Origin of the sequence: Streptomyces canus (genome assembly GCF_030816965.1) — a bacterium.
Lineage (GTDB): Bacteria > Actinomycetota > Actinomycetes > Streptomycetales > Streptomycetaceae > Streptomyces > Streptomyces canus_E.
Genome location: NZ_JAUSYQ010000002.1, coordinates 9966736 through 9981119, shown reverse-complemented (window position 1 = coordinate 9981119; position 14384 = coordinate 9966736). Strand labels below are relative to the sequence as shown.

At 70.2% G+C, this 14384-nt stretch carries 11 protein-coding genes; 5 read left to right on the top strand and 6 right to left on the bottom strand.

The window, feature by feature from the left end; all coding sequences use genetic code 11:
• Position 1: 1 nt before the first annotated feature.
• From QF027_RS46615 to QF027_RS46600, 4 genes are all read right to left on the bottom strand, one after another.
• Positions 2-979, bottom strand: a complete 978-nt coding sequence (locus tag QF027_RS46615) for a hypothetical protein (protein WP_307081644.1) — start codon at positions 977-979, stop codon at positions 2-4.
• Between the two features lie 486 nt (positions 980-1465).
• On the bottom strand, positions 1466-2494 hold the full coding sequence (locus QF027_RS46610; protein ID WP_306972795.1) for an SPFH domain-containing protein: 1029 nt from the start codon (positions 2492-2494) through the stop codon (positions 1466-1468).
• A 4-nt stretch (positions 2495-2498) separates the two neighbouring features.
• Entirely contained in the window at positions 2499-2930 is a 432-nt protein-coding gene (locus QF027_RS46605) for an NfeD family protein (RefSeq protein ID WP_307081642.1), read from the bottom strand.
• A gap of 651 nt (positions 2931-3581) precedes the next feature.
• Complete coding sequence (locus tag QF027_RS46600) at positions 3582-5090, bottom strand: SulP family inorganic anion transporter (protein WP_306972797.1); 1509 nt, start codon at positions 5088-5090, stop codon at positions 3582-3584.
• 412 nt (positions 5091-5502) lie between these two features.
• Here QF027_RS46600 and QF027_RS46595 point away from each other — a divergent pair, with 412 nt between their 5' ends.
• The gene (locus tag QF027_RS46595) at positions 5503-5907 is read left to right on the top strand and encodes a MerR family transcriptional regulator (protein WP_306972798.1); all 405 of its coding nucleotides are present in this window, start codon (positions 5503-5505) and stop codon (positions 5905-5907) included.
• A gap of 337 nt (positions 5908-6244) precedes the next feature.
• Here the strand turns inward: QF027_RS46595 and QF027_RS46590 are convergent, their stop codons facing one another.
• Positions 6245-7303 carry a WD40 repeat domain-containing protein gene (locus QF027_RS46590; protein ID WP_306972799.1) on the bottom strand — a complete coding sequence of 353 codons (1059 nt, stop codon included), beginning with the start codon at positions 7301-7303 and terminating at the stop codon, positions 6245-6247.
• 293 nt (positions 7304-7596) lie between these two features.
• Here QF027_RS46590 and QF027_RS46585 point away from each other — a divergent pair, with 293 nt between their 5' ends.
• Positions 7597-10443, top strand: a complete 2847-nt coding sequence (locus tag QF027_RS46585; RefSeq protein ID WP_307081640.1) for an ATP-binding protein — start codon at positions 7597-7599, stop codon at positions 10441-10443.
• Between the two features lie 108 nt (positions 10444-10551).
• Here the strand turns inward: QF027_RS46585 and QF027_RS46580 are convergent, their stop codons facing one another.
• Positions 10552-10953, bottom strand: coding sequence for a RidA family protein (locus tag QF027_RS46580; RefSeq protein WP_306972801.1), 402 nt, complete (start codon positions 10951-10953; stop codon positions 10552-10554).
• A 142-nt stretch (positions 10954-11095) separates the two neighbouring features.
• Between QF027_RS46580 and QF027_RS46575 the strand changes: the two genes are divergently transcribed.
• From QF027_RS46575 to QF027_RS46565, 3 genes are all read left to right on the top strand, one after another.
• Positions 11096-11476 (top strand): winged helix-turn-helix transcriptional regulator, encoded by a 381-nt coding sequence (locus tag QF027_RS46575; RefSeq protein ID WP_306972802.1) that lies wholly within the window; start codon positions 11096-11098, stop codon positions 11474-11476.
• 272 nt (positions 11477-11748) lie between these two features.
• Complete coding sequence (locus QF027_RS46570) at positions 11749-13434, top strand: ribonuclease J (RefSeq protein WP_306972803.1); 1686 nt, start codon at positions 11749-11751, stop codon at positions 13432-13434.
• An 81-nt stretch (positions 13435-13515) separates the two neighbouring features.
• On the top strand, positions 13516-14244 hold the full coding sequence (locus QF027_RS46565; protein ID WP_307081638.1) for a spermidine synthase: 729 nt from the start codon (positions 13516-13518) through the stop codon (positions 14242-14244).
• The last annotated feature ends 140 nt before the right edge of the window (positions 14245-14384 follow it).

The window sequence follows — 14384 nt, the reverse complement described above, 5'->3', positions numbered from 1 at the left end:
GTCAGTCGACCTCCGCCCCTACGACCAGCGCATCGAGCGTCGTACGCAGCGCGGACAGTTCGGCCGGGGTGGGGTCGGCGGGTTCGTGCGGTATCAGCGCAGCGGGGTTGACCACGGGGACGGTGCCCTCCGGACTGCGCACAGCCGCGGCGTGGGCAAGGAGCGGGCCGTTGTCGGGGGGCGGGGTGTCGAGGCCGTCGCTGAGTCGCCGTAGTGCGGCCGTGAGTGGGGGCCGCGGGAGAGGAAAGTCCGTGGGGAGCAGCCTGGCCTGCTGGGTGTGGTCGTCGCCGCGGAAGTCCAGGGACCAGTTCTCCCAGCGCGGCAACGGCCAGTTGTGGATGCCGGTCACGGTCTGCACCGCCCAGAGGGAGACGGTGCGGGCCTGCGGGTCGAAATGGACGCCGCCGTACGGCATGTCGGTGAGCGCAGGGGTGGACGGCGCCGCGACGAGCAGGTCGATCAGGCCGGGGCCGCCGGCAAGGTGCTCGATGGGCTCCCAGTCGCTGCCCCACGCGCGAACGCTTCCGCCGGGCAAGCGCAGGGAGACGACGGAGGAGGGCTCGGTGTACTCCGTGGCCGCGAACCCGGAAGGCTCGAAGGTCTCGAACCAGCCCGGCGCACGGGTCAGGTACCGGCCGAGGCCCAGGTGGTGGGTCAGATCGCCCATGCCGTCGTGCGCGAAGCGGACGTCCCAGCCGGGCCATGTCCGGGCCAGTACGGCGCGGGCGGCGATGTGGTCGGCCCAGCTGTCCGCGAAGGCGAACCAGAGCAGGGTCCGGCGGTCGTGGTCGACGAGTGCGGCGCCCTCGCACCACACGTCGTCGAGCCATTCGTCGATCTCCTGGTTGGCGCGGAAGCCGCGTGTCGCCGCAACCGGGCCGGGCAGCAGATCGTCGACCACCCGGTTGGCGGCCCAGTGCGAGTAGTACCGCTGCCAGGCGCCGTTCTCGACGACGACGTATTGCGCTCGTGCTCCCATGATCAGCGAGGTTAGCGCCGCTGGACGACGGGCGACGAACACTTTTCAGGCGCCCAGCGCGGGCTGGTCACCTGCGACTCGGTCAGCGCCATGCTGGTGGCCTCCTGACCGGTCGGGACTCCTGCTGTGCGAGCGCAGCACGCGCCCGTCAAGGGTGGTCGGCGTGAACGACTTCCAGGACCCGCTGCTCGGCGCCTCCGGCGAGGTCGATACCTTGCCCTCCACCGCCGGCCTGTCCGAGGGAGGGCTGCTCCCCGACCCGCAGACCATCGCGTGACGTATGGGCCCTGTACCACCTTGGGGTAGAGACCGGAACCACGAAAGTGGGGTCGACGCACAACCGGCTCATCACGTCTCCCCGATCCCGATCTCCCGGACAGCCACGTTGCTGCCTGCCTTGACCGCGCTCTGGCCGTCCTCTGCGGCGAATCCGAGGCCAACAGCACAACAGCCCGCACGCCGTCGTCCGGTGGTCTTCATCCACCGTCAGCGAGGCGGGAGGCCGTCGGGGGCGGCGCGGTCGGCCTCGGCCGCGTCGGCGAGAGCCGCGGCGGCGGCTTCCGCGGCCTGAGCCGCGTCGTCAGCGGCCCGCTCAGCGCTGTCGTCCGAGGGTTTCTCGCGGGTGGCCGGAGACTGGGGCAGCACCTCGGTGAAGGCGCGGGACACGCCCTGGAGTGCGGAGGTGATCTCGCTGGGGATCACCCAGAAGTTGTTCCCCGAACCTTGCGCCAGTTGGGGCAGTGTCTGCAGGTACTGGTAAGCCAGGAGTTTGGGGTCGGGGTCGTTGCGATGCACGGCCTGGAAGACCTCGTCGATCGCCCGGGACTGGCCCTCGGCCTGGAGGATCGCAGCAGTACGGTTACCCTCGGCGCGCAGGACAGCGGCCTGCTTGTCGCCTTCGGCGGTGAGGATCTGCGATTGGCGTTGTCCCTCAGCCCCGAGAATCGCGGCCCGCTTGTCCCTCTCGGCCCGCATCTGTTTCTGCATCGCGTCCTTGATGGACTGCGGCGGATCGATGGCCTTGATCTCCACCCGATTGACCCTCAGCCCCCACTTGCCGGTGGCCTCGTCCAGTACGCCGCGGAGCTGGCTGTTGATGGTGTCCCGTGAGGTGAGCGTCTTTTCCAGGTCCATGGATCCCACGACATTGCGCAGGGTGGTCACAGTGAGCTGTTCGACCGCCTGCAGGAAATTCGCGATCTCATAGAACGCTGCTCGTGGGTCGGTGACCTGGAAGTACAGGACGGTGTCGATCTCGACGACCAGATTGTCCTCGGTGATGACCGGTTGCGGCTTGAAGGAGACGACCTGTTCCCGCAGGTCGATCACCGGATGAACCCGGTCGATGTACGGGATGACAAGGCTGAGACCCGGACTCAGGGTCCGGTGGTAGCGCCCGAGCCGCTCGACATTACGAGCACGCGCCTGCGGCACGATACGGACCGCTCGCACCACGGTAAAGACCGCGATCAGCGCGAAGATCAGGCCGGCAATGAGGAACGCCGAGGTTTCCATGGTTTCAGTCCCGGGGGTAGACGAGCGCGGTGGCGCCGCTGATCTCCATGACGTCGACGGTCTTTCCAGGCGGAATCACCAGCGTCTCGTCGTAGGCGCGGGCCGTCCATTCCTCACCGTCGATACGGACCCTGCCGCCTCGGCCCGTCACCTCCGAGAGGACATAAGCAGGCCTGCCCACCAGAGCGTCGATGCCGAATCGCTGCACTTGCGGCCGGAGCACGTGGCGCAGCGCGATAGGACGCACGAACACCACGGTGCCCGTGGCGACGAGGGCGAACACCAGGAACTGGAAGGGCAGAGGCAGCCCGACCGCAGCGGATCCCGCCGTGACCAAGGCGGACACACTCAGCATTCCGAGAGCGGCGGTAAGGGTGACGATCTCCGCCACCGCCAACACGGCTGCGACGACCAACCAGATCAGCCATGGATCCATAGCGTGCCTCTTCTCACCGGTGCGGGTGCAGGTGCGGAAGAGCCTGACTCTCACCATTGGACCCGACATCGGACAGTGGCGATACCCCTGGGAAGGCAAACCCGGCCGATCCGGCAGCCCCGAGGCACCGGGGATCAAGTGAGTCAGCTGCTGATCCTGATGCGGCGGGGCCCGAATGCTCGTCGTGCCCTTCGCGAGGCACTGCTCACCGCGGTGCCGCCGACGGCTGGGCGCAGCTCGGTCAGGCCGCACACCGCGAAAGAGCACCCGAAGCCCAGGCGGCTTGTCCGCCCCGAACGGCACCCGGCGGCGCTCATCGCCTCGCCGGTCCGCTCCTGGCGCAGCACTGACGGGCGGCGGACCCTTCCGCTCTCAGCGCTGCCCGCCGTCCGAGACCGGGCGTGCCTCATGCCGGCCGACGGTGGCGGTCGTGAGGTGCCGGGGATCCGTGGTGTGGCGGATCGCCGGCCTGAGGGCCACGTTGGCGAGGGGCAGGCGGCCTTGGGGCGCTGCGGTCGCATCGGGGCTGCTTGTCGCGGCGTCAGCCAGGCGGCACTTGCCCTTCGAGAGCTCTGGGACGCAGCTGGGGCGAACCGGCCGAGGGTCGCGGAGCGCGATGGCTCCGCGGCCCTCGGCCGGTTCGTGTGCCGATCAGCGGTGGCCGGTGAGTTCGCCGCTGAGCGTGTCGTGGATGCGGGCGCTGGGCTCGTTCAGTCCGGTGATGCTGACGGTCTTGCCGCGCTGGGCGTACTTGGTCTCGATGGCGTCGAGGGCCGCAACGGAGGAGGCGTCCCAGATGTGCGCGGCGGACAGATCGATGACGACCTTGTCGGGGTCGCCGGCGTAGTCGAACCGGCCGACGAGGTCGTTGGAGGAGGCGAAGAACAGCTCGCCGGTCATCCGGTAGATCACAGACGTGCCGTCGGGGTCGGTCACAGCGGTGACCTCGGCCAGGTGGGCGACCCGCTTGGCGAAGACGACCATCGCGGTGATCGAGCCGACGACGACACCGATGGCGAGGTTGTGGGTGGCGACCACACACGCGACGGTGACCAGCATGACCGTGATCTCCCCGGCCGGCATCCGTTTCAGGGTCTTCGGCGCGATGGAGTGCCAGTCGAAGGTGCCCACCGACACCATGACCATCACCGCGACCAGCACGGCCATCGGGATGTCCGAGACGACCGGCCCGAAGACGACGCACAGCACCATCAGGAACGCACCGGCCAGGAACGTCGACAGCCGGGTACGGGCGCCCGACACGCGTACGTTGATCATCGTCTGCCCGATCATGGCGCAGCCGCCCATGCCGCCGAAGAAGCCGGTGACGATGTTGGCGATTCCCTGTCCGACGGACTCGCGGGTCTTGGAGGAGTGGGTGTCGGTGATGTCGTCCACGAGCTTGGCGGTCATCAGCGACTCCATCAGACCGACCAGCGCCATGGCGAGCGCGTAGGGCGCGATGGTGGTGAGGGTGTCCAGGGTGAAGGGCACGTCCGGTAGCCCGGGCATGGGGAGCGAGGAGGGCAGCTCGCCCTTGTCCCCTACCGTCGGCACCGCGATCCCGGCGGCCACCGTGATGACCGTGAGGATCACGATCGACACCAGAGGGGCCGGGATCACCTTGGTGACCTTCGGGAAGAACACCATCAGCGCCAGACCGGCCGCGATCAGCGGATAGACCGGCCATGGTACGTCGGTCATCTCCGGCACCTGCGCCATGAAGATGAGGATCGCGAGGGAGTTGACGAAGCCGACCATCACGCTGCGCGGCACGAACCGCATCAGCTTCGCCACGCCCAGGGCGCCGAGGACGATCTGGAAGACGCCGGCCAGGATGACGGCGGCGACGAGGTAGCCGAAGCCGTGCTCGCGGTTGAGCGGGGCGATGACCAGGGCGACCGCGCCGGTGGCGGCGGAGATCATGGCCGGTCGGCCGCCGACGATCGCGATGGTCACGGCCATGGTGAACGAGGCGAACAGGCCGATGGCCGGGTCGACCCCGGCGATGACCGAGAACGAGATGGCCTCGGGGATCAAAGCGAGCGCGACCACGAGCCCGGCCAGTACCTCGGTGCGCAGCACCTTCGGATCGGAAAGCCAGGCAGGGCGCCGGGAGCCGTGCAGCCAGGCGGCCGGGGACAGTGCGGAGGAGGACAAGACGAGAAGAACCTGTCGTGCTCGGGCACACCCGGCATCACGGCGGGCGTACGGGAAGGTGTGGGAGGCCGGGGCGGCCGACCACCGAGTCCGCGAGCAGCGGACCGAAGTCAGGGGGCGGCGGCGCAGCGATCCGCCACCGGATCGTGCGCTGTTGCGGGAGGAAGGGTCACGGCGGGCAGGCAGCGGCGCCGGGCATCATGGGCACACGCACGCTCTCTCCTGCAGGTATCGGTCTTCGCCGGCGGCATCATCGGCCCCGACACCGGTGACGGCCACTTGACGGCATCCCCGCACCACGCAAACGGCACGAAAGGCAGCTGGTCCGACACCGAGGCAACTCTACCCTAACGTTAGGGTAGAGATCAGTGGCCGTGCGCGGCCATGGCGAGAGACGAGGAAGGCGCCCCGCGTGAGCAGCGAGCACATGCAGATCGGCGAGGTCGCCACACGGACCGAGCTGTCGCTGCGCACGATCCGGCACTACGAGGACACCGGCCTTGTCACCCCCTCCGCCCGCTCCCAGGGCGGCTTCCGCCTCTACACCGAGTCCGACGTCGCCCGCCTGATGGTCATCCGCCGTATGAAGCCTCTCGGGTTCACCCTCGACGAGATGCGCGCCCTGCTGGAGGCCACCGACCGCCTCGACACGGGCGAGGAACTGCCGCCCGAGGAGCACGAGGAACTGCTGGACCGGATTCGCGGCTTCGAGCAGGCCGCCCAGCGGCGGGTCGAGGATCTGCGCACCCAGCTGGCGCGAGCGGAGGAGTTCGCCGCCACGCTGGCCGAGCGCCTCACGAGAACTCCTGCACGGTGACTTCTCCGTGGGTGCCGGGCGCCGTTGCCGTGAGCGGGGCGGAGCACTCGGGTACGACACCACCCCTACGAGCCAGGTTGAACGCAGAGCGTCGCTTTCCCCTGTCCTCTGCCTGCGGGCCTGCCGACCCACGGTCAGGAAGCGCTGACGACGCGGTGTCCTGCGGCCCTCACTGAGCGGTGACACCGCAGGCCTGTGGGACGCGAGCGTCACGACAGGACGGAAGAGAGTCCATGCTGTTGGGCCGCCTGCCCAGCTAGCCATGCTCCTGATCGCTGCTGGTGAGATACGGCCTCTGGTCATGCGGCCGCTGTGCCCACCTCGTCGGGTGGAGCGGTCAGGGCGCTCTTGTTCCTGGAGGAGGCGCCCCGATCTCCTTCGCCACGTCCCACACGCGTAGCCCGTCGTCGTACCCCGCGGTGATGATCAGCGGCGGGCCCTGGGCCTGCCGGACCTGGCAGGCGGCGCGGACCCAGCCGTGGCCGCTGAGAAAGCCGGCGAGGTCCATTCCCAGGTCGCCGGCGCGCTCGCCGGTGAACGGGTCCCAGACCGCGGTGCCCGGTCCGTCGCCGCCCGCGACCAGGAGTGTGCGGTCACCGGCTTCCGCCTGGCACAGGGCGTACACGGGCCCGACACCGGCGGTGAACACGTGGGTCTCCCGCGGTTCCTCCAGGTCCCACAGCCGGACGTTCCCGTCCCAGCCGGCGGTGGCGAGCAGAGTGCGGTCGCCGTCGGACACCTCGCACAGCGTCCATACGATGCGGTTGTGCGCGACCAGCTCCAGTACCGGTTGCCCGGATTCGGCGTGCCAGAGGTTCACTGTGCCGTTGCCGTGTCCGGACGCGAGCAGCGTTCTCCCGCCCGTGCGCACCTGGCACAGGGCCTGGGTCCACGGCCTCCGGGGGCCGGCGACCATCGTGCGCACCAGCCGGCCGTCGCGCGGGTCCCAGAGGCGTATCGCGCCGTCCCGGCCGGCCGAGGCCAGCAGGTCGCGCCCTGAGACACGCAGGGTGCACAGCGCGAACACCCAGCCGCGGTGACCGGTGAGGGAGGCCACCAGTTCGCCGCGGTTCTCCAGATCCCAGAGCCGGACGACACCGTCGCGGCCGCCGGACGCCAGCAGGGGCCTGCCGTCGACGTGGATCTCGCACAGCGCGCGGATCCAGGTGCGCGAGTCCGTGAGGACCGCCGTGTCCTCGCGCGCGACCGGGTCCGCGAGCCGGATCACCTTGCGGTGCCCGGAGTACGCCACGAGTGTGCGGCCGCCGACCGTGACCTCGCAGGCCGCCTCGAACGACGGCCGGAACCGGTAGCGGCCGTCCGACCGCCGGATCACCCATACGACGATCAGGACAGCCAGCAGGGCCATGCCTGCCACGATGCCGACGATCAACATCCGTCCTCCCCCGAATCCGCGGAACCTTCCTGGTGCGGCAATAGCCGCGGCTCCCACGGACTTGATCTTTCCGCGAGTGTCGGGCCGGGGCGATCGTGCTGTTACGTAGTCCGGTTACGTAGTTTCCGCATCCGCTCGTCCCCGCCGGACGAGACCTCGCCGTGCCGCTGCTCGACGCTCATGGTCCGGCGCCCGGCGTCGACGCGGTGTGAGATCGCGGACACGAACCCGCAGGTTGTCACTGGCGTACGACAGGATGTGCGGGGGCACAACTGCCGTGGGGGGCTTGAGGCATGACGACGCAACGGACACCGCTGGTCGGCAGAGAGGCTGAACTCGCGCGGGTGGAGCGGCTGCTGGCCGATGTGGTGGGGGACGTGCCCGGCCGCCCGGCGGTGCTGGACATCAGCGGTGAGGCGGGCATCGGCAAGAGCCGGCTGGTCCATGAGCTGTGCCTGGGCGCGACGCGGCGCGGGGCGGCGGTACTGCGCGGCCGGGCGACGGAGTACGAACGCCACATCCCCTTCCAGCCGTTCACCGACGCCTTCTGCGACCTCGATCCGCAGGCCGTGGAGTCCTTCCCGGGGGCCGCCGAGGTCGCCCCGGTGCTCAGCGGTGCTCCTCGCCGCACCGACCGCTTCCACCTGCACCGGGCCACCGCCGCCCTGTTGACGCATGCCGCGGGGTCTGCGCTGGTCGTGGTCCTGGACGACATGCACTGGGCGGACGCCGCGTCGCTGGAACTCCTCGACCATCTCGTACGCCACCCCGTGCGCGCCCGTGTCCTGCTGGTCCTGGCCCGCCGCGACCGGCAGAGCCCCGCATCGCTCACCGCGACCCTCACCCGCGGCATCGACGCCGGCACAGTACGGCGGACGGTCCTGGGCCCGCTCGACGAGCGGGAAGGCGTCGAGCTGCTCACCCCCCACCTGGCCCGCGACGAGGCCGTCCGGCTCTTCACGGCGAGCGAGGGCAACCCGCTGTACCTGCTGACCCTGCTCCAGGCGCACCGCGAGGGCGCGTCGGTGAGCCGACTGTCCACGACCGGCCTCGGGGCGCTGCTGCTGGACGAGCTGACCCCGCTCACGCCGTCGCAGGGCCGACTCGTCCAAGTGGTGGCCGCGCTGGGCGATCACGCCACACCCGCGCTGCTCGGCCCGGTGACCGGCCACGAGCCGGGACAACTGGCCGCGGACCTCGCCGTACTGACCAGGCGCGACCTGCTGCGCACCGGACCGCACGGGCGGCTCGCACTGCGCCACCCCGTGCTGCGCAGCCTCGTCCGCGACGGCACCGATCCTTGGCTGCGCACGCAGACCCACCGGCTCGTCGGCGCCGAACTCGCCCGGACCGGCGCCCCGCTGGCCGAGCGGGCGCACCACGCCGAGCAGTCGCTGTCCGGCTGGGATCCACGGGCGGCTGCCGTGCTGGACGAGGCCGCCGAGCAGGCCGCGCACACGGCGCCCGCGAGCAGCGCGCACTGGCTGGAGGTGGTGCTGCGGCACCTTCCACACACGCCGGAACACGCGAGCAGACGGCGCGAGTTGATGCTGCGGCGGGCCCGGGCGCTGGGCGTCGGCGGCCGGCTCCGGGAGAGCCGAGACCTGTTGCACCAGGTGATCGCCCTGCCCGACCCGGACGACGGGACGGGGTCGCGGGCGTCCGCTGTTGTGCTGTGCGCCGTCATGGAGCGCCATTTGGGCCGTTACGCGGAGGCGGCCGCCCTGCTGCGCCGCGAACTGCACCGCACTGATCCCGCGCCGTCGCTCGCCGATCAGGTGGCCCTGGGCCTGGAGTTGGGCTCCTCGGCCCCGCACGACACCTCCTACCCGGCGGTGCGCTCCGAGGTGGCACACACCCTGGAGGTGGCCCGCCGTCTCGGGGACGAGACGGGGGTGGCGGGTGCGCTGAGCGTCGCGGCGCTGGGAGAGGCGTACGAGGGGGAGACGGCCGCGGCGGAGGACTTCACCCGCCGGGCGGCGGCCCTCGTGGACTCGCTGCCGGACGGCGATCTGACCGACCTGTGCGAGCCGCTGGTCCGGCTGGCCTGGGCGGAGGCGTTCCTGGAGCGCTTCACCGACGCCGAGCGGCACGCCGACCGCGGCCTGGCCATAGCCCGCCGCACCGGCCAGCTCTACCTCCTGCCCCACCTGCTGCTGTGCAAGACCCATGTGCGCATCCAGACCTGCCGGCTCGCGTCGGCGGTGGAGCTGTCCGAAGAGGCCGAGGACATCGCCCGCGGCATCGGCAGCGACGAACTGCTCGCCTTCGTCCTGGCGACCAGAGCCCACGCCCTGGCGGACGCCTGCCCACCCGGCGATCCGCGGCCACTGGCCACCGCGGAGGAAGCCGTGGCCGCGGCGGGTGGGGGCGTCAACTGGTGGGCGACCATCGCCTGGTGCGTGCTCGGCTACGCGGCGCTCACCGCCGGCGACCCGGCCCGCGCCCGGGAGGCGGTACTGCGTGCCGGCGGCCCCGGCCTGCGGCGGATGCAGCCCTCCATGCGCCCGTTGTTCCTGGAGGTCCTGGTGACCGCCGCCGTCACCATGGGTGACCTGGACGCGGCGAAGGACTGGGCCGAGCGAGCCCGCACAGAGGCCGAGAGGCTCGATCTGCCCGTACAGCGTGCCTCGGCCATGCGCAGCGCCGCGCACCTACGACTCGGTCTCGGTGACGACGGCGCGGCGGCGGACCTTTTCCAGGCGGCGGCCGAGGAGAGCGCACGCAGCGGAGCGGTGTTCTGGGAGGCGTTCTCCCTGCTCTTCGGCGCCCCTCTGCTGGCGGCGGACCCGCGCGGTGCGCGGCGCGGGCAGGCGGCCTGGCACCGCGGGCGGCGGCTCGCCGCGGCCAGTGGCTGCGGAATGCTGGCCGGGCTTGCCGAGGCGGTCGGCCCGGCGGTGGTCGCCGCCGACGACGGGCCCACGCGCCGGCTCGCCCAACTGACCGTCCGCGAAAGGGAGATCGCCGACCTCGTCGCCGACGGCCTGACCAGCCCGGCGATCGCCGAACAACTCTGCCTGAGCCGCCGCACGGTCGAGACCCACATCTCCCGGGTCTACCGCAAGACGGGAGTCTCCTCGCGCGCGGCTCTGGCAGGCCTGATGGCGGGGCTCACGCCGAGGCCTTCCTTCGGCGGGTGAGGCCCGTGCGGTTCGAGCCGCGGGTGCCGGGGCTCCGACGGTACCCAGGGCCCCGCCGCCCTGGACACCGTCGCTGTTCGCCTCCTGCCGGACCGGACGGGACCGGGCTCAGGCGGTCAGCTTGGTGTCGATGATGAAGCTGGTCTCGACGACCTGGCCGGGGAAGGTCAGTTCACAGACGCCGAGGACTGTGCTGACCGGGCGGTGGTCGCCGAAGTACCTCAGGTTGCCTTCCGAGACCGCCCGGGCGTTCTGCTGCAGGTTCACCACGTACAGGGTCTGCGAGACGATCTGGTTCCGGGTGGCGCCGTAGTGGTTCAGGATCCTGTCGAAGTTGGCGTAGGTCTGCTTGAGCTGGGCGGCGAAGTCGTCCGCATGGAGGAAATTGCCCGCTTCGTCGAGCGAGAGCTGTCCGGAGACGTGGATCAGGTCATCGGACCTGATCGCCTGCGAGTATCCGAAGTCGCTCTCGGCCGGCACGTGGTGATTGAAGACGTCGACGGTGGTCATGCTGCCTGCCTCCTTGCCATGAGAGCCCGCGGGTTCGCTCCTGCGGAACCGAGAGGCACGCGCTCTCTTGTGGTTACTCGGGAACTGTAGGAGAGTGTCCATTGACCTGGAAGAACGCACTTTTCAGTGACTGGGGAACCTGATGGTGACCAAGCAGTTCACGGGCTCGCCCGAAGACGCGGACCTGAGGCGCGCGGACTCTCTGGCGCGAGAGATCTTCTCGGACGTCGCCAACAAGTGGGCGTTCCTGATCATCGAGGCTCTCGGAGAGCGCACCCTGCGCTTCAGCGAGTTGCGCAACGAGGTCGAGGGCATCAGCCACAAGATGCTCACCCAGAACCTACGCATGCTGGAGCGCTACGGCCTGGTCGAGCGGAAGGTGCACCCCACCGTGCCGCCGCGGGTCGAGTACACCCTGACCGAGCCGGGACAAGCCCTGCGAGCCACGGTCGACGGCATGTGCGGCTGGACCCACCAGTACCTCGGTCACATCGAGGCCGCCCGCCGCCGCTTCGACGTCTGACGGGTGCACGGGCAGGACCGGGACGCTCGTGGTCCGGCGGGGTATGGGCGTCGCCATCGCGAGGGCGCTGCAGGCGACGATGCGCCAGCCGTGGAAACGCCCGCCGGGTGCGGGGGCCCGCAGTGATGGAGCCCACTACGACGGCGAGGGCCAGATTGTCGGTGGCGACAACGGCAATCACGGTTATGACGAGGGTCGCCCAGCGGCATCCGCCTCAGCGCCTTGGGCCAGGCAGTGGATCACCCCGGGAGACCCTCCGGTAACGTGAGGGTATGAGCCATCCGCACCCAGAACTCAAAGCCGCCCCGCCACTGCCCGACGGCGGACTGAGGGTGACCGCCCTGGGCGGTCTGGGCGAAATCGGCCGGAACATGACCGTCTTCGAGCATGCCGGCAAGCTGCTGATCGTCGACTGCGGGGTGCTGTTCCCGGAGGAGAACCAGCCGGGCGTGGATGTGATCCTGCCCGATTTCACCTCGATCCGGGATCGCCTCGACGACATCGTGGCCGTCGTGCTCACCCACGGCCACGAGGACCACATCGGGGGCGTGCCGTATCTGCTGCGCGAACGGAGGGACATCCCGGTCGTCGGCTCGAAGCTCACCCTTGCCTTCCTGGAGGCCAAGCTCAAGGAGCACGGCATCCGCCCCCGCGCGGTGCGCGTGCGGGAGGGCGACCGGCGCGGCTTCGGTCCCTTCGACTGCGAGTTCGTGGCCGTCAACCACTCCATCCCGGACGGCCTCGCCGTGGCCCTGCGGACCCGGGCCGGCCTGGTGCTGCACACCGGTGACTTCAAGATGGACCAGTTCCCCCTGGACGACCGCATCACCGACCTGCGCGCCTTCGCCCGCCTCGGCGAGGAGGGCGTGGACCTGTTCCTCACGGACTCCACCAACGCGGAGGTCCCCGGCTTCACCACCTCCGAACGTGAACTGAACCCCGCGATCGAGCAGGTCCTGAGGACCGCCCCGCGGCGGGTCATCGTCTCCAGCTTCGCCAGCCATGTGCACCGCATCCAGCAGGTCCTGGACGCCGCCCACCAGCACGGTCGCAAGGTGGCCTTCGTGGGCCGTTCGATGGTCCGGAACATGGGCATCGCCCGCGATCTCGGCTATCTCAAGGTCCCGTCCGGTCTGGTCGTGAACGCCAAGGAACTGGAGAAGCTGCCGGACCATCGGATCACCCTGGTGTGCACGGGGTCCCAGGGTGAGCCGATGGCCGCCCTGTCGCGGATGGCCAACCGCGACCACGCGATCCGTATCGGCAAGGGCGACACCGTCCTGCTCGCCAGCTCCCTCATCCCCGGCAACGAGAACGCCATCTACCGGGTGATCAACGGCCTGACCCGGTGGGGCGCCAACGTCGTGCACAAGGGCAACGCCAAGGTGCATGTCTCCGGCCACGCCAGCGCCGGGGAACTCGTCTACTGCTACAACATCGTCCGGCCCCGCAACGTCATGCCCGTTCATGGCGAGTTCCGTCACCTGCGGGCCAACGCCGACCTCGCAATCCGTACCGGCGTCGATCCCGAGCGAGTGGTGATCGCCGAGGACGGTGTCGTCGTCGACCTCGTCGACGGGCGCGCCTCCATCGTCGGCAAGGTGCCCGCGGGCAACGTCTACGTGGACGGCATGGAAGTCGGCGGCGCCACCGAAGCGTCCCTCAAGGACCGGGTCACGCTTGCTCAGGAGGGCGTCATCACGGTCGTGGCTCTCGTCGACGCCGACACCGGCGCGCTGGCCGAGGCCCCCGACTTCCTGGCCCGCGGTTTCGTCCACGACGAGAGCACCTTCGAGCCGGTGATCCCCGTCATCGAGAAGACCCTGGCCACCGCCGCTCAGGAAGGCGTCGGCGACGCCCACCAGCTCGAACAGCTCATCGCCCGCGCCGTGGGCAACTGGGCGTTCCGCGCCCACCGTCGCAGGCCGCTGATCATCCCGGTCGTCATCGACGCCTGAGACAGCCGCCGCCCGACTCCCCGCTCCCACGCCTGCTTCGCCACTCATGCATCCACGAACGAACGTCAGAAGGGTGAGCGGATGAGTCTGCGCTTCGAGGAGATCGACTGGCAACCGACACCGATCGGCGAGATCAGTCTGCGCCGGCGCCGTCACCCGGTCTCGGGAGACGACGTGTACGAGGTGAAACTCGGCGACGAGTTCCTGATGTCCAGCCTCTTCACCACCGGCGAGATCGCGCTCACGGAACTCGCACTGGCGCAGCTGCCGGACACCGAACTGGACGTCGCCGTCGGCGGACTCGGGCTCGGCTACACCGCCCAGGCGGCGCTGGACGACCCCCGGGTGCGCTCGCTGACCGTGATCGACGCGCTCGCAGAAGTCATCGACTGGCACCAGCGGCACCTGGTGCCCCTCGGGGCCCGACTGACGTCGGACGCCCGCTGCCGCCTGGTGCACGGCGACTTCTTCGCGCTGGCCGCCGACTCCGGCGGTCTGGATCCCAAGGAGCCGGGCCGCCGCTTCCACGCCATCCTGCTGGACGTCGACCACTCACCGCGCCATGTGCTCCATCCCCGGCACGCCGCGCTCTATCAGCCTGTCGGGCTGCGCGCCCTCGCCGAACACCTCCACCCCGGCGGGGTGTTCGCCCTGTGGTCGAACGACCCGCCCGACGAGGAGTTCACCTCCGCGCTCAGGGAGGTCTTCGCACAGTCGGCAGCCCATGTCGTCGACTTCGACAACCCCCTTCAGGGCGGCACCTCGGCCAACACCGTCTACCTGGCCGGCACAGCACCGGGCACGCCGTAGGACGACGGCTCGACCGGACCCGGCGGCGGTACGGCGCGCTCGCTCACGTACGGCAGAACAGCCCGTCCAGGTAGTGGCCCAGCGGCTTCCGGGCGGACTCCGGCCTGCGCCGACCGACCAGGACGCTCGTACCGAGGCCG